The sequence below is a fragment of the Ferrimonas sp. YIN67 genome (assembly GCF_057219095.1).
On the sequence record NZ_JBXVVJ010000003.1, the window covers coordinates 465,414 to 488,279 of the forward strand.

Below are 22,866 nucleotides of genomic sequence, written 5' to 3' on the forward strand. Positions count from 1 at the left end.
AAAAGGCGGCCAGTTGCCGCCTTTTTCTTTATTTAATAGCCATTTAGAAGTCTATCTGATAACCAATAACAGCACTGCGCGGTTTGCCGGTCTGAATGCCGCCATGCACCCGAGTGGCGACATAGGTCTCATCCAGCAGGTTATCCACCGTGACATAGATCCGCTGACGCTCATCGAGCCGGTAGTGGGCAGACATGTCCATCACCCAGCGGGAGGGGATCTGGGCCTCTAAAGCGCTGCTTCCCGTACCGGTCAGCACGTCGGACTGATAGCGTCCCAGCAGGTTGATCTCCCACTGCGCCCCGGCCACACCGGCGTTCAACTGCAACAGGTTTTCCGGCACGTAGGGGATCGCGTCACCGGAGAACACCTCACCATATATGTCAGATTCGAACGCGGTCAGGAACTCGGTATCCGTGTAGGTGTAGCGTGCCCCCATGGGCCAGTGCAGGCCCGCCAGCTCAGGGCGCCAGTCCGCCGACAACTCCAGGCCTTGGGTTCGCACCTCACCAAAGTTCTCCTGATCACCTATGTTGCTCAGATCACAGCCCTGTGCCTCGGTGCAGTTGCCGTGCAGGTTGTCATAATCCGAGAGGAAGCCGATCGCCTCCAGCGCCAGGGTCTCGTTACCGTAGCGCACCCCGGCTTCATAGTTCCAACTCTCCTCTTCCCGGGCCTGGTTATTGCCCGGTGACGGGGGGGCAAACCCTTTCTGCACCCCAGCCAGTACCACCCAGTCGCCCAACTGGTAGGTCAGCCCCAACGCCGGCATCAGGCCATCCACGCTGTTCTTACGCACCGCCGCATCACCACTGCGGCCAGGGTCAGCCTTGCCCCAATCTTCCCGCAGGGTATCGATACTCTCGTAACGTACCCCGGTATCCACTTTCAGATCCCCAAACACCAGCTCGGCGGCAATAAAACCGGACCAGGCGTCGGCGGACTCGATGCGGTTGGAGTCCGTACCCGGGATCCCGGCCTCAATCAGGCGCATCCGCTGATCCGTACCCAGTTCATAGGTGTCCACCCATTGGAAGCGATCCATCTCATCTTCGTGGTAGCGCACGCCGACAGTGATGGCGTGCTCTCCCAGCTGTTTGCGAGCCTCCGACTGGATCCCCCAGGCGGTGTAGTCCCGGTTGTTGGCCTTGACCTTGACCTCCTGGGGCAGGCGCTGCTCGGGATCCTTGTCCCACTCTGCCGCCTCGGCAAAGCCACTGCTGCCGGTCTTGTACCAGTTACGGGCAAATTCGTTGTAATACACCGCCGAGTTCAGCTCCCAGGTGTCGCTCAGGCGGGCATAGTGGTTGAGCTGGTAACCCTGGCGATCCGCATCCATGTTGTCTTTCTGGCTGGCGCTGTAGCGCTGGAAGGGATCGGCCTTAAAGTCCTCATCGGTGATCCCCAGGTAGGTTTCATCCGAGGTCTCGTCGGCATAATGCAGCTTGAGCTGAACCTCCTGGTAGATGGCGGCGGACGCATCGCTGCGCCAGCGCAGCTTGGCCATCAGATCGTCCTTATCAAAGCCCGTGTCCTCTCCGGTGCCATTGATGGTTCGAAAACCATCCGCCTGGTAGTGATACCACTCCACCAGACCGGACCACTGCTCGTTGCCACCGCCAGCCCAGCCATGGGCCTTGAGATAATCGTCGCTGCCATAGGCCAGGTTAACGCTGGCCGCATTCTCGTCCGGGATCTGACGGGAAACCAGGTTCAATACACCCCCTGTGGTCCTTGGTCCGTAACGTACCGCCGAGGTGCCCTTAAACACCTCCACCGCCTCCATTCGGCCTATGGTGGGAAAGTAGTAGGCCGCCGGAGACGCGTAGGGAGCGGGAGCCACCAGCACACCATCTTCCATCACGGTGATCTTCTCATTGCGGCTCGAAGGGGCACCACGCATACCGATGTTCGGACGCAGGCCATAGCCCTCCTCCTCGGCCACATACACACCCGGCACCGCCGTCAGCACCCGCATCACATCGGTGTAATCAAATTTCTCCAGTGTCTCGGCACCCAGGTACGCACCGGAGCCGGGGGTGGTCTTTACCGCCTCCGTATCACCAAAGATGGTGATGCTTTCCAGGTTACGCTCGGGGGCCTCGTTGGCGGTGGCAGGCAGAGTGATCAGGACGGCCAGGGCGGCCGCAGTCAGGCGAAAAGGGGGCAAAACCATGGGGCTCTCCATAAACAACAATAGATTTGATAATCATTATCACTTCGATTGCGAAGAAGTTAACCATAGCACCAAAATAAGATCAACCTCATCAATACAAATTCATTACATTGATGTCAGGGGGGCCTCAGGATTGTATGAGAAAGGCACCTTCGCGGGTGGAAGGGAAGCATCAACGATGCATAGGCGAATCAAAGGGGATGTCGGCCTGACAAGTCGAACACATAGCATGCCTTGCCCGCTTCAGAGTTACCGAAGCCACGGGGTGTGCCCCATCTTGAGGCCAGGCGAGAAACCAAAAAAAGGGCACCCGAGGTGCCCGTCTGATCCGCCAAGAAAGCTTTACAAGCCTTTGAGTTGCGCTTCGCTCAGGGCCAGCTCTTCGTTGCGGTTGATGCGGATCCCCTGCTCCAGGATCTCCTGGGCGATGGCCTGGGCCTCGGTCAGGGAGTGCATCTCATAGGTGCCGCACTGGTACTCGTTGAGTTCAGGGATCTCCTCCTGGCTGCGCACCTTCAGCACGTCCTCCATGCTGGCGCGCCAGGCATCGGCCACCTCAGACTCCGCCGGAGTACCGATCAGGCTCATATAGAAACCGGTACGGCAGCCCATGGGGGAGAGATCGATGATCTCCTGCTCGCCCCGGTTCAGGTGATCCCGCATAAAGCCGGCAAACAGGTGCTCCAGGGTATGGATCCCCCGCTCACTGAGGATCGCCGCGTTGGGGATGCAGAAACGAAGATCAAACACCGTGATGGTGTCTCCCTTTGGGGTCACCATGGTCTTGGCCACCCGGACTGCGGGGGCCTTCATCTGGGTATGATCCACGGTAAAGCTGTCGAGCAATGGCATGGGTTTCTCCCTCTATACGTCTAGCCATCTAAAACACATCACATTACCCCCGCTCCCTTTACGGGTCAATGCCCTAGGGCTGGAGCAGCTGATTGTAGGCGTCCTCGCTGATACTATGGTAGCGCCGCACTCCCTCCTGATAGCTTTGATAATGCTCCAACACCTTTTTCAGGGTGGGATCTTTCTCGGCCTGTTGCGCCATCACCTGCTCCGAAGCCTCGCGCAGAGCCACCAGCACCTCTTCGGGCCAGCGACGCAGCTCCACACCGTGTTCGTTCACCAGGGCATCCAGGGCCGTCACGTTACGACTGGTGTACTCGTCGAGCATGTCCTGATTAACCGCCTGAGCGGCAATTTCCACAATCGCCTGCAGATCGTCCGGCAGGCTCGCCATGGCATCCTTGTTGACCAAAAACTCCAGGGTGGTCCCCGGCTCATGCCAACCCGGGTAATAGTAATATTTCGCCGCCTTATGCAGGCCAAACGCCAAGTCGTTGTAGGGACCGACCCACTCGGTGGCGTCGATGGCCCCGGTCTGCAGTGCGGTAAACAGCTCCCGCCCCGGCAGGGTCACGGGCACTCCCCCCAGGCGGGCCAGCACCTCACCACCCAGGCCGGGCAGACGCATCTTCAGCCCCTTGAGATCCGCCAGCGAATGGATCTCCTTGTTAAACCAGCCCCCCATCTGCACACCGGTATTGCCACCGGCCAGGGGCAGCAGGTTAAAGGGCGCATACACCTCGCGCCACAGCGCCATGCCCCCTCCATAGTTGAGCCAGCCATTCATCTGTTGAGCGTTCATGCCAAAGGGGATGGAGGTAAAGATCTGGGATGCCGGCGCCTTGCCCTTCCAGTAGTAGGACGCACTGTGGCCCATCTGGGCCGTCCCGGCAGAGACGGCATCAAACACCTCGAAGGCCGGGACCAGATCGCCGGCCCCATAAACGGTGATCGTCAGTCGGCCACCGGACATCTGGGTCACCTTCTCGGCAAAACGCTCTGGCGCCATGCCCAGCCCAGGAAAATTCTTGGGCCAGGAGGTCACCAGTTTCCACTCATGGTGCACCGCTTCGGCCTGCACCGACCCAGCGTTGTCACTGCCGCCCTGGGGCTGACACCCCAGCAAGAGCATGCCTGTCCATACCAGTAGCCACTGGCCAATCCTTGTTCCCATGGTGCGCTCCTCCATCAAAATCCGTAGATCTGCTCCGGCAACCAGGTGGCCAGACTCGGCCACAGCGCCAGCAAACCCATCATCAACAACTGAATGGCGATAAACGGCATCACCCCTCGATACAGCGTGGCACTGGTCAGCTCCGGCGGCGCCACGCCGCGCAAATAAAACAGGGCAAAGCCAAAAGGCGGGGTCAAAAACGAGGTCTGCAGATTCAGTCCCAGCATGATCCCCAGCCAGATAGGATCCAGCCCCAACATCAATAAGGTGGGTGCCACCATGGGCACCACCACGAAGGTGATCTCGATAAAATCCAGGATAAAGCCCAGCAGGAAGATCACCGCCATCACCAGCAGCGTCGCCCCCACCACTCCGCCAGGCAGGTCCACCAACAGAGCATGGATCAACGCCTCGCCCCCCAGACCCCGAAAGACCAGGGAAAACAGCGCCGCGCCAAAGAGGATCATAAACACCATGGCGCTGATCCGAACCGTCTGCTCCAGCGCGCCCACCAAGGCTTGCCAACTCAGTTGGCGTCGGGCCAACGCCAGCACCAGGGCACCGAACGCCCCCACAGCAGCCGCCTCAGTGGGAGTCGCCAGCCCCATCAGGATGGAGCCCAGCACCAGGAGGATCAGGCCGATGGGGGGCACCAGCGCGACTCCCAGGCGTCGGGCAAACCGGGCATCGAAGCGCACCGGCGCACTGGGGGCAAAATAGTCCGGTTTGCGCCACGCCAGCCAGATCGTATAGCCCATGTAGAGCGTCACCAACACCAGGCCGGGCAACAGGGCGCCGGCAAAGAGATCCCCCACGGACACGGTCCGGGGCGAAAAGCTGCCCATCTTCAACTGGGCCTGCTGAAAGGCCGAGGAGAGCACATCCCCCAGCAACACCAGGGCGATGGACGGAGGGATGATCTGCCCCAGGGTCCCGGTGGCACAGATCGCCCCGGCGGCGTAGCCCGGATCATAGCCTCGGCGCAACATGGCCGGCAGAGAGAGCAGTCCCATGGTCACCACCGTCGCTCCGACGATCCCGGTACTGGCCGCCAACAGGGTCCCCACCAGCATCACGGACAGGGCCAGCCCGGCCCTCAGTCCAGAGAACAGCTGGCCCATGGACTCCAGCAGCTGCTCAGCCAGGCGCGAGCGCTCCAGGATCACCCCCATCATCACAAACAGGGGCACCGCCATCAGGGTCTGGTTATTCAAAATGCCATAGAGGCGGTTGGGCAGCGCGCCCAGGTAGGCCGTGTCCAGATGACCGGTCAAGGTGCCCAGACCGGCAAACCACAGGGCCGTGCCCGCCAGGGCAAAGGCCACGGGAAACCCGGTGAGCAACACCAGGCAGACACAGAGAAACAGCAGCAGGGCCATCATCGCCCGGCCCCTCCCTTGCGCTCCCCACCCCAATGAGCCCTTCTTAGCTGAGAGAGATTACGCCCCAGCTCCGCCAGCGCCTGCAGACCCAGGGTCAGCACCAGCCCAAGAATGAGGGATTTTTGCAGATAGACCAGACCCAGACCACCGGCTTCCACCGAGCCCTCCTGACGCAGCCAGGCCACCCAGACATAGGTCCAGCTCTGCCAGGCGATAAAGGCCAGGACCGGCAACAACAGCAGCAGCGTTCCGAGCAGATCGATCCAGGCCCGCCGCCGCGCCGTCCAGTCACGATAGAAGATATCGACCCGCACATGCCCCTGATGCTTGAGGGTAAACCCCGCCCCCAGGGTAAAGAGGGTGCCATGCAGATAGAGCACACTCTCCTGCAACGCAATGGAGCCCAGCCCAAGGCCATAGCGCAGCGCCACCACCAGCACCGCCAGCAGCACCATCACCAGCATCAGGTAGGCACACAGCCGCCCCAGCCAGTCGCTGAAGCGGTCGATCCCTCTCACCAGCCATGGAGTGTGTGCCATATCGCTCCCGATCCAATTCACTCAAGGAAGCATAATTAACCATTTGATAACAAACAAATGCAAAATGACTCCTTGGCCAAGCCGCCCCATTCAACCCAGCTTGAACTCCCCCCTGGGCAGATCTGTCTCTATGCCTTTCGCAACACCATCAGCAGGTAGGAGAAATGGCCCTCAAAGCGGTCGAGGACAGTCAGTTCCCGGCACAGATCCGCAACAGCCCGAGAGCCGGTCAGCTCAGGCTCCAGAGCATCGAGGCGCTGTCGCAGCGGCCGGGTATCGGCCTGCCAATCCTCCCCACCAGGCGTGCGTCGATCACTCGATAGCCCTGCTCTTCACACTGGGCCGGGCGGGCCTGGGCCGTCTGCAGATCCGGCTCAGTACCCCGCTCCGTTAACTGGTGACACTCATTGAGACTCAAGGCACCGGCGTGCAACGCCTGGTTCAGGATCAGACGCCGCAGATCGTCGTCGTAATAGCGGTAGCCGTTGTCGGCCCGCCGTTCTCGCAGCAAATCCAACTTTTCGTAAAAAGCAGGGTCGAACGAGCCAGGTCGGTACGACGGGCCAGTTAGGAGATCCGGTACATCTCTCAGTGCTCCGAGCGAACAAAGTGACAGGACAAAGTGTAGAGTCATAGACAGAGCAAGGTGCCGGCCGGAGCCCCCTTTCGCCGTAGCGAACAGGCAGGGATCGGATAAGATAGGCACCGAGCGACAAAAGCCACCTCACACCCGCAGGAAAAGATGGAAAGACTGATCGCACTGATCAAACAGGATCCCCTCCGACTGGAGGCACTGGAATGTGTTCGAACGCTCCAGCTGCCTCAATGCTATCTGGCCGCCGGGTTTGTGCGTAACCTCGTTTGGGACCAGCTGCACCAAAAGCCCATCCCCACGCCGCTCAATGACATCGATCTGATCTATTTCGATCCCGACGGCGCCCCCGACGCCCACAGTGAGATCCAAGCCAGACTCTCGGCACGAATGCCGGGGCTCAACTGGCAAGTGCGAAACCAGGCCTTGATGCACCGAAGAAACGGTGACAGGCCCTACACAAGCACTCAAGATGCCATGAGTTTCTGGCCGGAGAAGGAGACTGCGGTCGCCATCCGCAAAGTCGATGACCGATACTTCGAATGCACCAGCGCCTTCGGCTTTGACTCCCTGTTTGCCCTGCAACTGACCCACAACCCCAAACGCCCCCGCCATCTGTTTGAACAGCGCATCGCGTCAAAGCAGTGGCTCAGCCACTGGCCAAAGCTCACCGTCGTTCCCCCAACTGCGGTGGGCTGACGACAGGCCCTTTTAGCTCGGATTTTCGTTCTGATAATCGGCCATGCCTTCGCCACGGTGGTGTCCTGAGATCATCAATTTGGCTAACCACGATACCCGGAGGGCCCTAGCACGCCTTGTCGGGATACGCTTTGTGTGGCTCAGCAACTGCTTGCCAATGTCCTACACCGTCGACAAACCGAAAAACGCCGATGATGGCCCGCGTCATCGGCGTTTGGATTGAACGGTGCCGCGTCGGGCAGTGCCGCGTCGGGCGGCACCGCGAGGCTGGCCACTCAGCCTTTCTTAAATCGGCGCGCCTGAGACTGGGTCGCGTTGATGTGCTTCTGAAACGCCTTATCCTTGGCGCGCTTCTGCGCCAGCGTGGCGCTGTTGAGTGCCTGCTCACGCATCAGTTTCTGGAAGCTGGTCAAACGGCGCGGTTCCAGCTCGCCGCTGTCGATGGCGGCCTGTACCGCACAGCCCGGCTCATTGCCGTGCTGACAGTCGCCGAAGCGGCACTGCTCGGCCAAAGCGGCAATATCGCTAAAGGTGGCATTGACGCCCTCATCGCAATCCGCCAGTTGCAGCTCGCGCATTCCCGGCGTGTCCAGCAGCAGCCCGCCCTGTGCCATGGGATGCAAGGAGCGCCCGGTGGTGGTGTGGCGGCCCTTGCTGTCGTCCTCGCGAATGCCGCCGGTTTCCTGCACTGCCCCGCCCAGCAGGGTGTTGACCAGAGTGGATTTGCCGACGCCGGAGGAGCCCATAAAGGCGACGGTTTGGCCGCTGCCGCACCAGGGCAGCAGTCTGTCGATCTGTGCCGCGTCCAGGCCATTGATGGTTTCCACCATCAAAAGCGGGTCCAGCCTCTGCACCTGGCGTTTCATTGCGTCGGGATCGGCGCACAGATCGGCCTTGGTCAGCACGATCACCGGCTCGGCATCGGCTTCGTTGGCCAGGCTCAGGTAACGCTCGACCCGGCTGAGGTTAAAGTCGTCGTTGAGTGACATGACGATAAACAGGGTATCGACGTTGGCGGCGATCAGCTGCTCTGCGACTTTTCTGCCCGCCGCCTTACGGCGAAACAGGCTCTGGCGCTCCAGCAAGCACTCAAACCGGCCTTCGGGGTAGAGCAGCAACCAGTCACCGACCGTGATGGCGGGCATGTTGGGATTGAGCTCGAGATCCTTCGGTCCCTGCTCGCCCAGCAGCTCCAATCGATTGCGATGTTGGGCCACGACCCGCAGGGCGGGAAAGTCCCACTGCTCTAGCGTCACTTGCTGCCCGAAGAAAGGACGCCAACCCAGCTGTGCCAGTGTCAGGACCTTAGACGCCGGTTCGTTACCGCCGTCGGTCGTTATATTGCTGTGATTTGGACACATGGTTGGTTTTCCTTTGATCAAGCAGGGGGTGCAAGAATTGGCCTGAAAGTTGGCTATCCGCGCAGCGGCGTGATCGGGCGTCTCAATGGTCAGGCGAAGCGCTAGGCCCCAAAGGCCGAATGGTACGCCACCGCGCCGCTGGGCAGCGGTGTAGCGCCTTGCAGCGACCGAACCAAAAAGTACTCTGCCGGGACGCCCGGCAGCGTCAGGTTGGCATCAACGGCAAAGCCAAAGCGGGTGTAATAGCCTGGCTCCCCCAGCAAGACCACACCGGCGGCGCCGAGGGTTTTCAGCTGTGCTAGGCCTGCCTTGATGAGCTGGCCGCCGATCCCCTCGCCTTGACGCTTCGGGCTGACGGATACCGGCCCAAGCCCGTACCACTTCGTTTCCACGCCATCGATGGTGACCGGCGAAAACGCGATATGGCCGACGATGCCGCTGTCGTCCTCTGCCACTAAGGACAGGGTCAATGCGCCCTGCTCGCGCAGGCGCTGGATGATCCGATGCTCCGTGGGTTTGGCACCCGGCGCATGGTGTGGGTGATCTTCAAAAGCCTGGTAGGTGAGGCGTTCAATGATTGGATGATCGGCGGCGGTTTCGGTGCGGATCTGCATGGTCTGTCTCTCTATTCTCTATTCTGGGCGTGGGGAGCGGGGAGCGCTGTCGCCCGCTTCCACGGCTGTTGTTAGACCGAGCGGCTCTTTTGCAGCACGAAGATCTGATAGCCAAACTCGCCCAGATGATCGCGGTAGATGTTCAGCTCGGTTTCGATCTCGGTCAGCGCAGCAGAGCCGCTCATCTCAGGCCTCAGCTGCGCGACGCGCTTTGCCAGCGGTCCGGCGTAGTTTTGCCAGGCGGTGTCACTCAGGGCGAAGCTGTCCAGTACGGAGTAACCGGCGGCCTGGGCCTGGGCCGTGCGCTGGGAGACCGTGGTCATGTCCGGGTAGTCTTGTTGCCAGAACGCCTTGGCGGCGTCGCTTGGTGTGTCGGTCAGCCACACCAGATCGCTCAACACCAGGACGCCATCCTCTTGCAACAGCCGACGCCACTGCTCGAAGGCGTTGTTGACGCCCATGATGTAGGCGCAGCCTTCGGCCCAGATCAGATCGAAGCTGGCATCCTCGAAGGGCAGCTCGGTCATGCTGGCCGCGACGGCTTGGATCCGTTCGACGATACCCGCCTGCTCGGCGCGCTCGCTGAGGCGATCCAATGCCGCTTGCTCGTTGTCGACGGCGGTGATCTGTGCCTGAGTGTGGGCCGCCAACAGTGTGGTGGCGATCCCCTTGCCACAGCCAATTTCCAGCAGGCGCTGCGGGGTGTGAGGCACTTTAGCCAACGCGGCCAGCGTGTCGTGCTCTGAGCCTGGGCCCCAGCGGTCCAACGTCTCGAAGACGCGCATAAAGTCCGCCATGTACTGTTCGTGTTCGTTCATGTCTTTGGATAACCATTTCACTCTCAGCGCCTCTTTCTCCGTGAAGCCCTGAGCGATTAACCATTGCAAGTGGGCGTCCGGCGCCACTTCATCTACCGACTGATGCCACGCTTTAAGATCGCCCTCACCCAGCAGGGCGGACAGCAACTGGCGGGATCGCTGCTTTTGGGCGATCTCCTGATCCAGCTGCTGCAGGCGCTTAAGCAGCAGCGCCCGATCGATCTTACTGCTCAGGCAGGCCTGGCACTCATCCAGAGTCAGTCCGCCGGCCTGCAGCTTGAGGATCAGCTGCAAGCGCTGGGCGTCCTGCTCGCTGTAAACGCGATAGCCGTTGGCCTGACGTTTGCCCTGGATCAGCCCTTTCTTCTCGTAATAGAGCAGAGCGGTGCGGGACAGGCCGACCAAGGCGGCCAGCTCTGAGATCCGGTACATGGGGTTCTCCGTATGCCAGCATCATTGTCTGTGTGTTGCACTGTAAACTGTAAAGCGATAGACAGGTCAAGGCCGATTTTAGTTGTTTTGATTGGACCGTCACTGGCCTGCCTGGCCATGGGATCAAAGCCGGGGCTGCGTAAAGTCGACTGTGCTCACCAAGGGCGCAGGCGTGGAGAAGTGGTGGGACGCTCAGAGGTAGCGGGCGCATACGCACTCAGATGGGCACATCAGCGCCTTAGGCTTTGACTCCCTGCTTGCCCTGCAACTAACCCACAACCCCAAGGCCGCCGGTTTGAGCAGCGCATCGCGTCAAAGCAGTGGCTCACCCACTGACCAAGACTGACCGTCATGCCCCCCACAAGCCCATCGTGGGACACCTGACCCACTCCTTGGCACAGACTCGGTACGGTTAGCGGCCAAGAGCAAACGCAAGGTCCTAAGATCGCTGCGCTGCTAGGTTCTAGGAAGAGCCAGAGCAAAGGGCCGGTTGGTAGCCAAGAGCGGTCACTTGTGACTTCAACGAACCTAACCCATTGTACCCATCAGGCCCTGCCGGTGGAGGAGTTGATGAGGTACGGGGAGAGCCGTGCAGGGTTTGACCTGAATGCGGTTTTAATACACTCTCGGATTTCATTTCAAGGAGGAAATACAAATGCGTAGCATCTTTACCCTGACATTGGTGGCTGGCTTACTCCTGCCTTCGATATCGTTCGCGTGTGGGGACCGCCCGGTCATAGGAACCAAAAAAAGTGACGGTACCAAGATCGGCATATTTCTGCCTAAGTCGCTGATGGAGAGCACGCGCACCTGGCAGCCGGAGGAGGGGGATCCGCCTTTAAGCGTGAGCGAAGCCTACAACCTCGTCGAGGATTGGGGGAGAGTACAGTACGCACGTTTCGATGGCGTTTCGATCCGCTCGATCAGTCTTCGCTCCTATTGGTGCTCTGGTCGCACCGCTCATTGGTATTATTTGTTTGATATTTCGCCAGTTGTCGATGGTAATGCGCTTTCAGGAAGCGGGAATTGGGCCGCAGTGCTGTTTGACGGAACCATTATTGGCCCAGAGGAATATTGACGTAGCCAAAGGCCGGGAGCCTTGCTCTGCGTGGTGTGACCAAAGACGGCAGAGTTCGAGGTGACCAGAGGCAGACCAAAGGGGTCAAGTTCGTTTGGTCCGGCTCCGAGTCTATCAACGGCCGGTGTGGGGCGAGTTGAGCCCCATACCCTATTGGCCAAAAGCCTTTAGGCTTGGGTATTTGTCAGGTGAGCAAACAGCCGTAGGTCAGGCGAGCGCTCTTTTCGCGTAACCTGACACTGAGATCTCGAACCGATCTCGTGGTCCGTGCGATGAGCGCCGCCTAGGTGCTAGGTGCTAGGAAGAGCAAGAACGAAGGGCAGGAAAGGCGTCAATTCCGCTCGTTCAGTTCGAATAAAATGCCTGCCGCAGGCTAGGTTAGCGAGCGCTCTTTTCGCGAAACCAGCCCCCTACGTAGGGGGGCTTAGCGAAGCGTAAGCCACCGTTACCCGTGCCCATACTGCGTATTCGATAGGCGACGATCCCATTTGGTGAAGCCGGTAGGTTACGCCGCTGCGCGGCTAACCTACCCTACGAAGCTCGACATCTGATAATTGGCCGGTGTGTGGCGAAAGCCGCCCCCAGAGCAGGATGGCCCACCCTGTATCTTCGCTGACTTCGAGGCAGTGAAGGCAAAGGGGTATCCAGAGGGAGCTGGCCCCTTGCTCATGTAAAGAGATACCCGGTACGCACAGAAAACTGACTCTGACCCCACTTTAATTACGGAGCGAGCCCCCCTCTAGCCAGTTGCGTACCCGCTCGACTTCCAATTCAGGAGTCCCGGATTCAGGCAAGTATATGTCCGGGGCGATCCCCGCTAAATCCACCGGCGCATCAGGGACCCTAAGACTCCTGGATGTGGCAAAGAAGAGTTCCCGCTGCCCGGAAGGCATGATCCAAGGCATGAGATTTGAGTAATCCAAAGAGCCCAGGGTATTCCGGCCCACAATTTTGACTGAGAAGCTTTGCCTGACATCCAACACAAACTGCTCACACGAACTTCCGCATCGACCGCCGGTCAACACAGCCACCTTTTCCGGCTGCACGTCCACGGGTTCCACGGAATGGTACTGCAGAAAGTCACCCTTTACGGAGACAAAATCGCCGGTTTCGACTGTCCCCAATTGCTCCAGCACCTCATCGACATATGCCACACATGCCGGATCATTACCGACGAATCGTGCGCAAACGTGTTTTAAGCCAGCAATCACGGCCGGAGTCGACAGGAATTCCTGGGAGACTTGAGCAACTTCACCATGGGTCAGGTAAGGAAGCAGGGGCGCGTAGCTGGAATCCGACCCCCCACCATTACTCCTGACATCGATGATCCAGTTGGGATGCCGGGTGAGAAGTTCCTGCTTTTCATCAATGAGTGTCTTCAGCGCCTCACCCTGTTCATGCCGAAACCCCGGTAGGGTGAGCAGCAGGGTATCCTCAGACAGTGAGGTAACTGAAGGTAGATCTTGGATAGCCTCTCGATGCCACTGATCCATGTTGGCGGCGTCTTGGTGTAGCGGAGACAAACTCAGATGCACTGATCGCCAGGCGCGTAAGTACTTGCGTATGATCCGATCACATTGAAAACGATCGGTGACCAATTCGGCTTCTTTTTGGGCTCTGTTCAACGCTCTACGGAAGTGAGCTTCACCTTTATGCTTAAGATGCTCTCGGGCACCAGTGTCGTTCTCCAACATAAATTCTGGTAAGGCCGCCAGATCGGTTTGGCACTCAGAGGGATGATCTATTCTCTCGTGCTCATCTGCAGCGACGTTCCAGCTTAACGCGGAGAGAAGTATCAATAGGCGAAACTTTTGCATTTATTTCGGTTGGTTACGGGGGTCTATGGCAATGTTATTGGCTGTTAAACCTCAAACAAAACCTAACACCAAAGAAAGCGAGAATGCGCAGACTTCCCATAATTCATTGAGCAGCGTCACAAGGCTCAAGGGATCAAAAGGTTCAGATGCCCAGTGCTCCCTGCGGGGCCGAAAATAGCCCCAGTCTGTTTCCCCTAACCTGATCTCACCGGAGTAAGTTGACTCTGACCCCACTTACCTTCCACTTATCTTGAGATCCGGGCCCGGTCCGGCAATGTCAGATCACGCCGCTGCGCGGCTGATCTAACCTACAAAGCCAAGCCCCGTCTCCGCGCTTCGTGCTTCGTGCTTCGTAGGTTAGCTTAGGGACGCAGTCCCGTAAGCTGACTGCTTTGGGCTCGATTTGGAAACTGACATCGCGAACCGTAGGATCAGAGTGAGTTGAAACTGGCGAATGACAATACAATATTGTGGCGAAACCAGCCCCCAGCACCGGATTTTCCCCGTCTCTTAGCCTATTTCGAGGCCGCTCCTGTACTCCCCTATACCCGCGGCATTGAGGGATCCCTGCCCGGCAGACTGCACTGTTCACTAAACTCCGTGCTCATGCGTTAACGCCAATCCAAACAAAACCTCCAAACAGCGCCGCCGCGGTGAAGGCAAAAGGGGGGTGTCAGGGGGTGAAGCCCCACTCTCCTTAACGAGCTAAATTGCCGTCGCCAACGCGACAAACCAGCTTTGGGAATCACAGAAAGCTCACCGCGCCAGCTATTTGCTCTTTCGCCAACCGAGGTTGCGGCAGGTTACGCCGCTGCGCGGCTAACCGTGCCCTACGAAGCCTAGAGCTGTGCTTTATTCGTCCCGCAAGATCAGCGCCGGGCGCTGGCGGGCGGTGTTGAGTGCCAGCCCGGAAACCGTCGCGACGGTGATGGCCAGCACCACCAGCGTTGCGGCGGGGAACCACCACCAGGCCAGCTCGACTCGGTGCAAAAAGTGCTCCAGCCAGCGGCTCAGGCCCCAGTGAGCCAGCGGCCAGGCCAACAGGCTGCCCAGCGCGACCAACAGCACGAACTCTTTGTTGATCAACGCGATGATGCTGGCGTAACTGCCGCCGAGCACCTTACGCATGGCGATCTCCTTGCTGCGGCGCTCACAGCTGAAGGCGGCGAGGCCGAACAGGCCGATGCAGGTGAGGCCGATGGCCAGAGTGGCAAAGCTGAGGAGCAGAGCCTGATGACGGCGCTGATCGTCGAACAGGGCCTGATATTCGCTGTTGAGGAAAGTCATATCGATGTTCTGCTCAGGAGCCAGGCGCTGCAGGATTGAGCGCAGATTATCGAGCTCGGTCATACTGATCCCCGGCTGCAGATGAAGCAGGATCTGCGCATTGATGAGATAATTTAACGAGTGAACAAAGAACATGGGTGCGTTGTCTCTCAGGCTTGGCCCCTTTATGTAGTTGTCGACGACACCGACGATGGTACCCATTATCTCGTCACCGAAACCTACCGGCTGCCCGATAGCATTCTCTGGTTGGCTAAAGCCTGCCAGGACGCTGGTCTCGCGGTTGATAAGCACACCCACAGTTTTGGTTTCCGGGTTATAGCGATCTGCGCTGAACTCGGTGTCAAAGTCACGTCCGGCAAGCAATGTAAGACCCAAGGTTTTTACTAGGTCTTCACTCCCCATCTGCATACCCACGTTCTCCAGTTCCTTGCCTTGCAGTTGGATATGGCGATACATTTTGAAATCTTCCGTTGGGCTTTGGTCAACAAAGGTCCAATGCTGTACTAACCCGCTCGCCGTGAGTTGGGTATCGATGGTATCACGCTGACCCAGCACCTCCTTAGGCAGTTGCTTGACGACTATGCGCCCATTCTTGTCGTAGCCCAAAGGCTGGCTCTGCATGAACGTCTGTTGGGCATGCAGGCCTCCACAGCCAATCAATAGACCGATACTGATGGCGCTTTGCAGACCAATAAGGGCCTTGCGCAACCTTATCGCCCCTTGACCGACCATCATCTCGCCAGACAGCACCCGGGCGGGCTTAAAAGCGGACAGATAGAGTGCCGGATAGGCACCGGCTAGCAGGCCTATCAGCAGGATCAGTCCTACCAGTAAGATCCCAAAGTCACTTGCATAGGTGAGACTCAGCTGACTATTCATCAGTTGATTAAATAGGGGAAGGCCGATCTCTACCCAAGCACAGGCAAGTAGGGCAGCCACGGCGGTCAGCAAAACCGCTTCGAGAAGAAACTGGGCCGCCAACTTTCCCCGGCTGGCCCCCAGCGCCTTGCGTACCCCCACCTCTTTGGCCCGCAATCCGGCCCGGGCGGTACTCAAGTTGACAAAGTTGAAGGCGGCAATGGCCAATACGGCCAGGGCGAGTCCCATGGCGACTGAGACCGCCTGGGCTGAGCCATTACTTTTCATCTCGAACATCAACGCCGAGAGCAGGTGGATATCGGTCAGTGGTTGCAACTCCAGCCGCACTGGAGCCTGATTTTGAAAGCCAACCTCGGCTAGCCAACGGCTCAATTCCGCACTTAATTGCTTCAGATCAGTACCTGGAACCGGCCTCATGTAAGTATACCCAGCACTCGTTGTAAGGCTATCCAGAGAGTCCCCCATGACCGGACGAAGGGTATCCTGGCTGGTCAACGCATTGATCACCAAGTGGGTGTTAGCCGGCAGATCGGCGAAGACGGCGGTGACACTCAGCACCCTCTGGCGCCAGAGTAGGGTTTCGCCGAGGACATCGCGGTGACCGAACAGACGCACAGCCTCCCGCTCTGACAGGGCGATCTGGTTGGGTTTGGTCAACACCGTGGTGAGATTGCCTTTAAGGATCTCTAGCGCAAAGAACTCTAGGAATGAGGGATCAGCCCCGTAGAACGCATCGATCTGAAAGGGCATGTCACCCAATTTAAATAAGTTGTTGGGTACTGATGTGCGAATGAGGGAAGTCATCGCAGCGATCTCTGAACGGTCCGTTAAGCGTTGCGGCAGGCTGGTGGGCGTAGCGGCGATAGTGGCGTCTAAGGAGCCATAGTGCTGAACCAGCCTATAGCTGCTTTCCACATTGGGATGAAACTTGTCATAGCTCAACTCAAAGCGCACCCAGAGCAAGATCAACAGAGTCGCGGCCAGCCCAACGGACAGCCCCAGAAGATTCAGGCCAGTGTGCAGCTTCTGCTTTAGCAGCGCCCGACTGGCGGTGGCCAGGTAGTTGCCCAGCATGGCAAAGGATGAACTACGCATAACGCTTCACCTCGGCAGGCAAGTCCGCGACGATCTGGCCATCACGCATCCGCACGGTACGGGTGGCGTAGGCGGCGTCTTCCTCCGCGTGGGTCACCATGATGATGGTGGTGCCGGCGCGGTTGAGCTCGCACAGCAGGTTCATCACGGCTTCGGAGTTTTCTGAGTCGAGGTTGCCGGTGGGCTCATCGGCCAAGATCAAGGCCGGCTGGATGATCAGCGCGCGGGCCACGGCGACCCGCTGCTGCTGACCGCCGGACAGTTGCTGGGGCAGGTGCTCCCGGCGATGGGCGATCTGCATCTGCTCCAAAATGGCTTCTACTCGCTGCTGCCGCTCCTTGCCCGGCACGTTCTGATACAGCAGCGGCAGTTCAACGTTCTGATAAACAGTTAACTCATCGATCAGGTTAAAGCTCTGGAACACGAAACCCAGGTGGGTCTTGCGCAGTTTCGCCAGGGCCTTTTCGCTGTGGTTGGCGATGTCCTTATCGTCGAACCAATAGTGGCCGGAGCTGGGGCTGTCCAGCATCCCCAGCACATTGAGCAGGGTGGATTTACCGCAGCCCGAGGGGCCCATGATGGCCACGAACTCGCCCTTGTTGACGGTCAGGTTGATGTTGTTGAGAGCGGTGGTCAGTACGCTGTCAGTGCGAAACTGACGGCTTAAGTTGTCCAGTTTGATCATGAGTCCGTTCCTTTACTGGGTAAGCTGAAGTTGCTGAAACTCTTGCAGGTTCTGATAGCTGGAGATCACCACTTGATCACCGGCCTCAAGGCCTGAGAGCACTTCCAGGTGGCTGCCGCTCTGGCGCCCAAGGCGGATCTCCCGGCGGGTGGCGGTCTTGCCGTTGTCGTCCATCACAAAGATCCAGTGGCCGCCGGTGTGGTGGGTGAAGGCCCCTTTGGGCAACACCAGGGCGTGGCTGCTTTCGTTTTCCATCATCAGGGTCAGCGACAGGGTCTGGCCGCGGCGCAGGCCTTGTTCGGCGCTGTCGTCCATGAAGTCCAACTCGATCTCAAATTGCCCATTGCTGATCCGCCCGGAGATCTTGCTGACCACCAGCTCGCGGCGCTGGCCGTCGATCTCCGCCCAGGCGCCCATGCCGTTGGCCACCTGGCTGAGGTAAAACTCATCCACCATGGCGCTGAGCTTGAAATCGCCGGAAAGATCCAACTGACCCAAGCGAGCGCCCCGCCCCTTGGACTCCCCCTGCTCCGCTTCCAGCGCGCTGAGAAAACCATCGGCGGGGGCGGTGATGGTCAGCCCCTCCAGGTTCTGGCGGGCCACCTGCAGGTTGGCGGTGAGCATCTGCGTACTCTCCTCCAATTGGCGGATCTGCTGCTCCCGCAGCGCCTTGTCCTGGGACTGCTTGGCCAGCACCAGCTCGCGGCGGGTCTGGTAGTAGGCCAGGGAATCGCGGATCTGATCGATCGCTTCAGCAGAGACAAAGTCCGAGGCCTTGAGCTGCTCGTACTGGCGGATCTGACGAGACAGGGTGCGGATCTGGTGATCGATCTCCAGCAGCTGGGTGCGGATATTGAGCCGCTCGGTCTCCATCGCCATGCGGGTATTGGACAGGTTATTGAGCTGCTCCGCCACGTCCGCTTCCCGGCTCATCACGTTCAGTTGCAGGCTGGAGTTGGACAGCACCACCAACGGCTGGCCCTTAGTCACCATGATCCCCGGCTCCACCAGACGCCGCTCCACCCGACCGCCTTCGATGGCATCCAGGTAGATGGTGCGCCGGGGGACCACGGTGCCGCGCAGCGAAATGGACTGGGCCAGGGTGTCCTGGGTAACGGTGACCAACTGGACACTGTCCATCGGCAGGGTCAACCGCTTGCCGCCTGGCGCGCTTTGAAAAGCTCGGGCGCTGGCCAGGGCCAAGATCACCATGGCCGCGGCGATAGCGGGCTTGGCCAGGCGGCGAAGCAGTGAAGGTTGAGCGATCTGTGTATCCATTGTCTTGGCTCTATATCATCCGTGTCTGATGATATAACAGCGAAGGGCGTGCCAACTTTTTAAGTGCAATAAAAACAGCAGGTTAACTTCTTTGGCGAGTTGGCGAGCAAGATCAGGTGTTCACTATCGAACACTCAGGTGTCCGAATTTGAACAGTTGGAAATTCAATGCGTTGCATTAAGATAGGGAGCAATAACCCCTTTTTGAGACGCCAAGATGACCCGCCGCCTTTCGCCCGGCCCCAGCAAAGTACTGGTGGTGGACGACAACCCGGATATCCTGATCGCCGCTCGTATGGTGCTCAAGCGCCATTTCGCCCAGATCATGGTGACGGAAACGCCGGACAGCTTGCCGGTGATGATGGCTGAACATCAATTTGAGCTGGTACTGCTGGACATGAACTTCCGCCGGGATCAGGCCAGTGGCGAGGAGGGCATGGCCCTGCTGGCCCAGCTGCGCCGCGACCATCCGCGTACGGCGGTGGTGATGATGACCGCCTATGGCGAGCTGGAGCTGGCGGTGCGGGCGATGAAAGCCGGGGCGGCGGACTTTGTCACCAAGCCTTGGGATAACGATCGGCTGCTAGCCACCGTGAAGGCAGCCGATCCATCGATGAGCGCCGGGCAGGACAAGAGCGTACAATCTGTGACGCCCGCCAGTCCCAGTACGGAGCCACAGAACCGCCTTCTGGGTCAAAGTCCGGCGATGCAGCGGGTGATGGAGACCATCAAGATGGTAGCGCCGACCGAGGCCAATGTGCTGATCCTCGGGGAAAGCGGCACCGGTAAGGCGGTGGTGGCGGAGGCGATCCATGCCCACTCCGTCCGTGCGGTTGGTCCCATGATCAGCGTGGACATGGGCACCCTGAGCGACAGCCTGATCGGCTCCGAGCTGTTTGGCCACGTCAAAGGTGCTTTTACCGACGCCAAGTCGGATCGGACCGGACGCTTTGAAGCGGCCCGCGGCGGCACCCTGTTTCTCGATGAGTTGGGTAACCTGCCCCTGCCCCAACAGAGCCAGTTGCTCAGCGCCATTCAAAATCGGCAGATCCAGCCGGTCGGCAGCAATCGCACCACCGACACCGATATCCGTCTGGTGTGCGCCACCAACGACGATCTGGATGCACGGGTGGCGGCAGGAAACTTCCGCCAGGATCTGCTCTACCGCATCAACACCGTGGTGATCCAGTTGCCGCCGCTGCGTGAGCGTCAAGAGGACATCCCCCTGCTGGCCGATCATTTCCTCCGACTCTATCAGCAACAGTACGGCCGCCCCGAACACGCGCTGACCTGCACCGATCTCGCCCAGCTGCAAGCCTATCCCTGGCCGGGTAACGTTCGGGAACTGGCCCATGCCATGGAGCGACTGGTGATCCTCTCAGGCAATGGCGCGCTGAATGTGTCACTGCTGGATCTGAGTGCTCCATCATCGGCCCAAGCCCCCCAGACAAAAGCCGCCGACGTGGATCTGGACAGCCTGGACCTGGCTGCGCTTGAGCAGTTGGCCATCGAAAAGGCCCTGCATGGCCATCAGGGCAACATCAGCCGCGCCGCCAAAGCCCTAGGACTGACCCGCGCCGCCCTCTATCGACGGATGGAAAAATATGGACTCTAACGGTAAGGCAAGAGTCGATCGAACGCTGCTGTGGGAGCAGTTGGGGCTGGTCGCCCTGGTGGCGACTGGCGTTGTCCTGGCAATGCTGACGGAGTACATCATGCCCTTGGTGTTGTTAATGGGGCTTGTGCTCCTGCTGTTGTGGCAGATGCAGCGCCGGGCCAGGCAGGGGCGGCGCAGCCAGAGCCAGTGGCTGGCTGCCGCGCTGGCGGGGGATCTGCCCTTGGCGGAGATCGGCGATAGTTCGGTAGAGCGCCAGATCGAACGCCTCAAACAGCGCAATGAGAACCACCAGATCAAAGAGGAGCAACAACGGCTGTTTCTCAATGCCATCCTGCAGCATCTGGATCTCGCCGTACTGGTACTGGATGAGCAGGGCCATATTGTGCGCCACAACCGTGCCTGGCTTGCCCTGCTGGGCCGGCAAAGTCCTACGGATCTGAATGGCCTGCCCGATGACGCCACACCGCTGCGCCGCTGGCTGGCGGAGCGGTCACCCACGCCTAGAGCCTTGCTGCATTGGCAGCACAAATCGCTGCTGGCCTGCCTAAGTCGCTGTCAGATCCAGGGACAGTCGCTACGGGTGATCACCCTGCAGAGCATTGCCGATGAGCTGGCGGCCCAGGAACAGCGCGCCTGGCAGCAGATGGTGCGGGTGCTGACCCATGAGATCCGCAACTCCATCACCCCCATCGCCTCCTTGGCGGGGACGGCGCGAACCCTGGTGTCGGGGGAGGAGGGGCTGGATGACGAGGACCGGGCAGATCTGGCTCAGGCATTGGCTACTGTGGAGCGTCGGGCCCGAACCCTAGGTGGCTTTATCAACGACTACCAGCAACTGGCTCAGTTACCCAAACCTAAACGGACGCTTGTGAATGTGGACGGGTGGCTCAATGAAGGCTTGGCCCTGATGCAAAGTGAACTGACAGGGATCACCCTAGAAGTGCGCATTGCTGAGGGACTGAACCTGATGGCGGATCGAACCTTGCTGGATCAGCTATTGATCAATCTGCTGCGCAACGCTGTCGAAGCCGTAAGAGGCCAGACGAGCCCCAAGATCGTTCTGCAGGCACTTAGGGATAAGGAGAGCCGGATATTGGTTGAACTGAGGGATAACGGGATCGGAGTGGTCGAGGAGGCCGAGGCGAACCTGTTTGTGCCCTTTTTCTCCACCAAGCAAGGCGGTTCAGGGATCGGCCTGAGCCTGGCACGACAGATCATGCAAGCCCACGGCGGTGAGATCTATGCTGGCAATTGCCACGAACCAGAACCAGGTTTCATGGCCGCCCTACGTTTCCGCTAAGGCCAGCATTCTGACAAACCTTTTTACCTGAGTGCCATTTCCCCAACCTCGGCGCAGTCTGGACGGTGAGCAAATGCCCCACACAGGGCTTTTGCAACACGTTGAGCTTCGCTGCGCTCAACTCCAACCTACGACCGGTGTGTGGCGAAACCAGCCCTTCGCAGGGGTAGTTAGTGAACCACGAAACCGCTTATGCCGCAGGCATCCGCACCATCGGGGAGGCTACCGAAGAAAGAGCAATAAAGCTCAGCTAACGCAGGAGGGGGTTCGCGGGGCACCGCCCTGCTCGGCCCACTCGGTTGGGGTGTAGGTGTGCAGCGCCAGGGCATGCAGGCTGCCCGCCAACTCATCCGCCAGCACGGCATTCACGGCGCGGTGCCGGGCCAGCAGGCGCTGGCCGTCAAACTGCTCGGCGACGACGATCAGCTTGAAGTGGCTGTCCTCACTGCCGCCCCGATGCATGTAACTTTCGTTGATCACTTCGATATGGCTGGGGGCCAGGGCCTGGGTGATCTTCTGCTCAATGATCTGCTGCATGGACATGATGGGCTCCTTGTTAACCTTTGCCGCCGGTTATACCGGGATCCGGATCACAATGAAAGCCCGGGATCACCGCACGGAAGGTCAGGCTGATCCGCGCCTGGGTGACGCGCTTGCTGGCGTTGAGGCCATGCCAGACGCCCGGGGCCAGCCACAACAGGCTGCCCGGGGCCAGCAACACTGGGGTGGAGCCGGTGCGATCCCAACGCAGACGCAGGGTGCGCGGTGCCCCCAGTGACAGGATCGCCAACTGGGGATCGGCGCCCAGCTCCGGCTCATTGTCCCTGTGCCAGCCCATCTTGTCGGCCCCGTCCCGGTAGCGGTTGGCCAGCACGGAGTTGAAGTGCCAGTGACCAAACCGGTTGAGCCGGGCCATCAACCGGCTCAATGCCTCGGGCAGGGGCAAGGGCTCCAATAACCCTCCACTGTATCGATAGTGACAGTTCACTTCGCCCAGAAAGCACTGCTGTCGGGGGATGGGGTGGGTTTGACCAAAGAGGGTCAGGCTGGGCCGGGACCAGGGCAGGCCCAGCAACAAAGGCCAAAGTTCCGCCTGTTCCTCCTCACTGAGCCAACGGGGCCAGTGGCGCGCCAGCAATCTTCCGCTAGGATCATCAATACGCTGTTCAATTCGCCTCATCTTTGAGATCA

At 59.5% G+C, this 22,866-nt stretch carries 19 protein-coding genes; 4 read left to right on the forward strand and 15 right to left on the reverse strand.

The genetic code is table 11. From position 1 onward, the window contains the following. Nucleotides 1–43 precede the first annotated feature (43 nt). From AC2D8U_RS09265 to AC2D8U_RS09290, 6 genes are all read right to left on the reverse strand, one after another. Nucleotides 44–2,176 (reverse strand): TonB-dependent receptor family protein, encoded by a 2,133-nt coding sequence (locus AC2D8U_RS09265; RefSeq protein ID WP_484618755.1) that lies wholly within the window; start codon nt 2,174–2,176, stop codon nt 44–46. Between the two features lie 342 nt (nt 2,177–2,518). Further along, entirely contained in the window at nt 2,519–3,028 is a 510-nt protein-coding gene (gene luxS, locus AC2D8U_RS09270; protein ID WP_484618756.1) for an S-ribosylhomocysteine lyase, read from the reverse strand. 73 nt (nt 3,029–3,101) lie between these two features. Further along, nucleotides 3,102–4,202 carry a TRAP transporter substrate-binding protein gene (locus AC2D8U_RS09275; RefSeq protein ID WP_484618757.1) on the reverse strand — a complete coding sequence of 367 codons (1,101 nt, stop codon included), beginning with the start codon at nt 4,200–4,202 and terminating at the stop codon, nt 3,102–3,104. Nucleotides 4,203–4,216: 14 nt separating this feature from the next. Further along, nucleotides 4,217–5,584, reverse strand: coding sequence for a TRAP transporter large permease (locus tag AC2D8U_RS09280; RefSeq protein WP_484618758.1), 1,368 nt, complete (start codon nt 5,582–5,584; stop codon nt 4,217–4,219). Beyond that, nucleotides 5,581–6,123, reverse strand: a complete 543-nt coding sequence (locus AC2D8U_RS09285) for a TRAP transporter small permease subunit (RefSeq protein WP_484618759.1) — start codon at nt 6,121–6,123, stop codon at nt 5,581–5,583. Before AC2D8U_RS09285 ends, AC2D8U_RS09280 begins: the two co-directional genes overlap by 4 nt. A gap of 229 nt (nt 6,124–6,352) precedes the next feature. Beyond that, the gene (locus AC2D8U_RS09290; RefSeq protein ID WP_484618760.1) at nt 6,353–6,634 is read right to left on the reverse strand and encodes a MerR family transcriptional regulator; all 282 of its coding nucleotides are present in this window, start codon (nt 6,632–6,634) and stop codon (nt 6,353–6,355) included. Between the two features lie 231 nt (nt 6,635–6,865). Between AC2D8U_RS09290 and AC2D8U_RS09295 the strand changes: the two genes are divergently transcribed. Next, nucleotides 6,866–7,414, forward strand: a complete 549-nt coding sequence (locus tag AC2D8U_RS09295; RefSeq protein ID WP_484618761.1) for a nucleotidyltransferase family protein — start codon at nt 6,866–6,868, stop codon at nt 7,412–7,414. 275 nt (nt 7,415–7,689) lie between these two features. Here AC2D8U_RS09295 and rsgA read toward each other — a convergent pair whose 3' ends face one another. The 3 genes from rsgA to AC2D8U_RS09310 all read right to left on the reverse strand — a co-directional run bounded on the left by rsgA (nt 7,690) and on the right by AC2D8U_RS09310 (nt 10,639). Next, nucleotides 7,690–8,775, reverse strand: a complete 1,086-nt coding sequence (rsgA, locus tag AC2D8U_RS09300; protein ID WP_484618762.1) for a ribosome small subunit-dependent GTPase A — start codon at nt 8,773–8,775, stop codon at nt 7,690–7,692. Nucleotides 8,776–8,876: 101 nt separating this feature from the next. Further along, nucleotides 8,877–9,389: a GNAT family N-acetyltransferase gene (locus AC2D8U_RS09305; RefSeq protein ID WP_484618763.1), complete on the reverse strand. Its 513-nt coding sequence runs from the start codon at nt 9,387–9,389 to the stop codon at nt 8,877–8,879. Between the two features lie 71 nt (nt 9,390–9,460). Continuing rightward, nucleotides 9,461–10,639 (reverse strand): MerR family transcriptional regulator, encoded by a 1,179-nt coding sequence (locus AC2D8U_RS09310; protein ID WP_484618764.1) that lies wholly within the window; start codon nt 10,637–10,639, stop codon nt 9,461–9,463. A gap of 655 nt (nt 10,640–11,294) precedes the next feature. On the opposite strand from AC2D8U_RS09310, the gene AC2D8U_RS09315 reads away from it, so the two are divergent. Then, nucleotides 11,295–11,717, forward strand: coding sequence for a hypothetical protein (locus AC2D8U_RS09315; RefSeq protein ID WP_484618765.1), 423 nt, complete (start codon nt 11,295–11,297; stop codon nt 11,715–11,717). Nucleotides 11,718–12,433: 716 nt separating this feature from the next. On the opposite strand, the gene AC2D8U_RS09320 is transcribed toward AC2D8U_RS09315, so the two are convergent. The 4 genes from AC2D8U_RS09320 to AC2D8U_RS09335 all read right to left on the reverse strand — a co-directional run bounded on the left by AC2D8U_RS09320 (nt 12,434) and on the right by AC2D8U_RS09335 (nt 18,758). Further along, on the reverse strand, nt 12,434–13,534 hold the full coding sequence (locus AC2D8U_RS09320; RefSeq protein WP_484618766.1) for a S41 family peptidase: 1,101 nt from the start codon (nt 13,532–13,534) through the stop codon (nt 12,434–12,436). An 852-nt stretch (nt 13,535–14,386) separates the two neighbouring features. Continuing rightward, nucleotides 14,387–16,795 (reverse strand): ABC transporter permease, encoded by a 2,409-nt coding sequence (locus AC2D8U_RS09325; RefSeq protein ID WP_484618767.1) that lies wholly within the window; start codon nt 16,793–16,795, stop codon nt 14,387–14,389. Beyond that, nucleotides 16,788–17,480, reverse strand: a complete 693-nt coding sequence (locus tag AC2D8U_RS09330) for an ABC transporter ATP-binding protein (RefSeq protein ID WP_484618768.1) — start codon at nt 17,478–17,480, stop codon at nt 16,788–16,790. The genes AC2D8U_RS09325 and AC2D8U_RS09330 overlap by 8 nt, the downstream gene beginning before the upstream one ends. A 12-nt stretch (nt 17,481–17,492) precedes the next feature. Continuing rightward, a complete protein-coding gene (locus AC2D8U_RS09335; protein WP_484618769.1) occupies nt 17,493–18,758 on the reverse strand; it encodes an efflux RND transporter periplasmic adaptor subunit in 1,266 nt (421 codons plus the stop codon). A gap of 216 nt (nt 18,759–18,974) precedes the next feature. Here AC2D8U_RS09335 and AC2D8U_RS09340 point away from each other — a divergent pair, with 216 nt between their 5' ends. Next, nucleotides 18,975–20,372 (forward strand): sigma-54-dependent transcriptional regulator, encoded by a 1,398-nt coding sequence (locus AC2D8U_RS09340; RefSeq protein ID WP_484618770.1) that lies wholly within the window; start codon nt 18,975–18,977, stop codon nt 20,370–20,372. Then, nucleotides 20,362–21,675, forward strand: coding sequence for a sensor histidine kinase (locus tag AC2D8U_RS09345; RefSeq protein ID WP_484618771.1), 1,314 nt, complete (start codon nt 20,362–20,364; stop codon nt 21,673–21,675). Before AC2D8U_RS09340 ends, AC2D8U_RS09345 begins: the two co-directional genes overlap by 11 nt. 246 nt (nt 21,676–21,921) lie before the next feature. Here AC2D8U_RS09345 and AC2D8U_RS09350 read toward each other — a convergent pair whose 3' ends face one another. Then, entirely contained in the window at nt 21,922–22,218 is a 297-nt protein-coding gene (locus tag AC2D8U_RS09350; protein ID WP_484618772.1) for a BolA family protein, read from the reverse strand. Between the two features lie 13 nt (nt 22,219–22,231). Beyond that, nucleotides 22,232–22,855, reverse strand: a complete 624-nt coding sequence (locus tag AC2D8U_RS09355; RefSeq protein WP_484618773.1) for an alpha-ketoglutarate-dependent dioxygenase AlkB family protein — start codon at nt 22,853–22,855, stop codon at nt 22,232–22,234. Nucleotides 22,856–22,866 lie beyond the last annotated feature (11 nt).

Bases quoted from the DNA above. Each gene is read 5' to 3' on its own strand.
- AC2D8U_RS09265 (WP_484618755.1), bottom strand. From the start codon at position 2,176: ATGGTTTTGCCCCCTTTTCGCCTGACTGCGGCCGCCCTGGCCGTCCTG.
- luxS (WP_484618756.1), bottom strand. From the start codon at position 3,028: ATGCCATTGCTCGACAGCTTTACCGTGGATCATACCCAGATGAAGGCC.
- AC2D8U_RS09275 (WP_484618757.1), bottom strand. From the start codon at position 4,202: ATGGGAACAAGGATTGGCCAGTGGCTACTGGTATGGACAGGCATGCTC.
- AC2D8U_RS09280 (WP_484618758.1), bottom strand. From the start codon at position 5,584: ATGATGGCCCTGCTGCTGTTTCTCTGTGTCTGCCTGGTGTTGCTCACC.
- AC2D8U_RS09285 (WP_484618759.1), bottom strand. From the start codon at position 6,123: ATGGCACACACTCCATGGCTGGTGAGAGGGATCGACCGCTTCAGCGAC.
- AC2D8U_RS09295 (WP_484618761.1), top strand. From the start codon at position 6,866: ATGGAAAGACTGATCGCACTGATCAAACAGGATCCCCTCCGACTGGAG.
- rsgA (WP_484618762.1), bottom strand. From the start codon at position 8,775: ATGTGTCCAAATCACAGCAATATAACGACCGACGGCGGTAACGAACCG.
- AC2D8U_RS09305 (WP_484618763.1), bottom strand. From the start codon at position 9,389: ATGCAGATCCGCACCGAAACCGCCGCCGATCATCCAATCATTGAACGC.
- AC2D8U_RS09310 (WP_484618764.1), bottom strand. From the start codon at position 10,639: ATGTACCGGATCTCAGAGCTGGCCGCCTTGGTCGGCCTGTCCCGCACC.
- AC2D8U_RS09315 (WP_484618765.1), top strand. From the start codon at position 11,295: ATGCGTAGCATCTTTACCCTGACATTGGTGGCTGGCTTACTCCTGCCT.
- AC2D8U_RS09320 (WP_484618766.1), bottom strand. From the start codon at position 13,534: ATGCAAAAGTTTCGCCTATTGATACTTCTCTCCGCGTTAAGCTGGAAC.
- AC2D8U_RS09325 (WP_484618767.1), bottom strand. From the start codon at position 16,795: ATGCGTAGTTCATCCTTTGCCATGCTGGGCAACTACCTGGCCACCGCC.
- AC2D8U_RS09330 (WP_484618768.1), bottom strand. From the start codon at position 17,480: ATGATCAAACTGGACAACTTAAGCCGTCAGTTTCGCACTGACAGCGTA.
- AC2D8U_RS09335 (WP_484618769.1), bottom strand. From the start codon at position 18,758: ATGGATACACAGATCGCTCAACCTTCACTGCTTCGCCGCCTGGCCAAG.
- AC2D8U_RS09340 (WP_484618770.1), top strand. From the start codon at position 18,975: ATGACCCGCCGCCTTTCGCCCGGCCCCAGCAAAGTACTGGTGGTGGAC.
- AC2D8U_RS09345 (WP_484618771.1), top strand. From the start codon at position 20,362: ATGGACTCTAACGGTAAGGCAAGAGTCGATCGAACGCTGCTGTGGGAG.
- AC2D8U_RS09350 (WP_484618772.1), bottom strand. From the start codon at position 22,218: ATGTCCATGCAGCAGATCATTGAGCAGAAGATCACCCAGGCCCTGGCC.
- AC2D8U_RS09355 (WP_484618773.1), bottom strand. From the start codon at position 22,855: ATGAGGCGAATTGAACAGCGTATTGATGATCCTAGCGGAAGATTGCTG.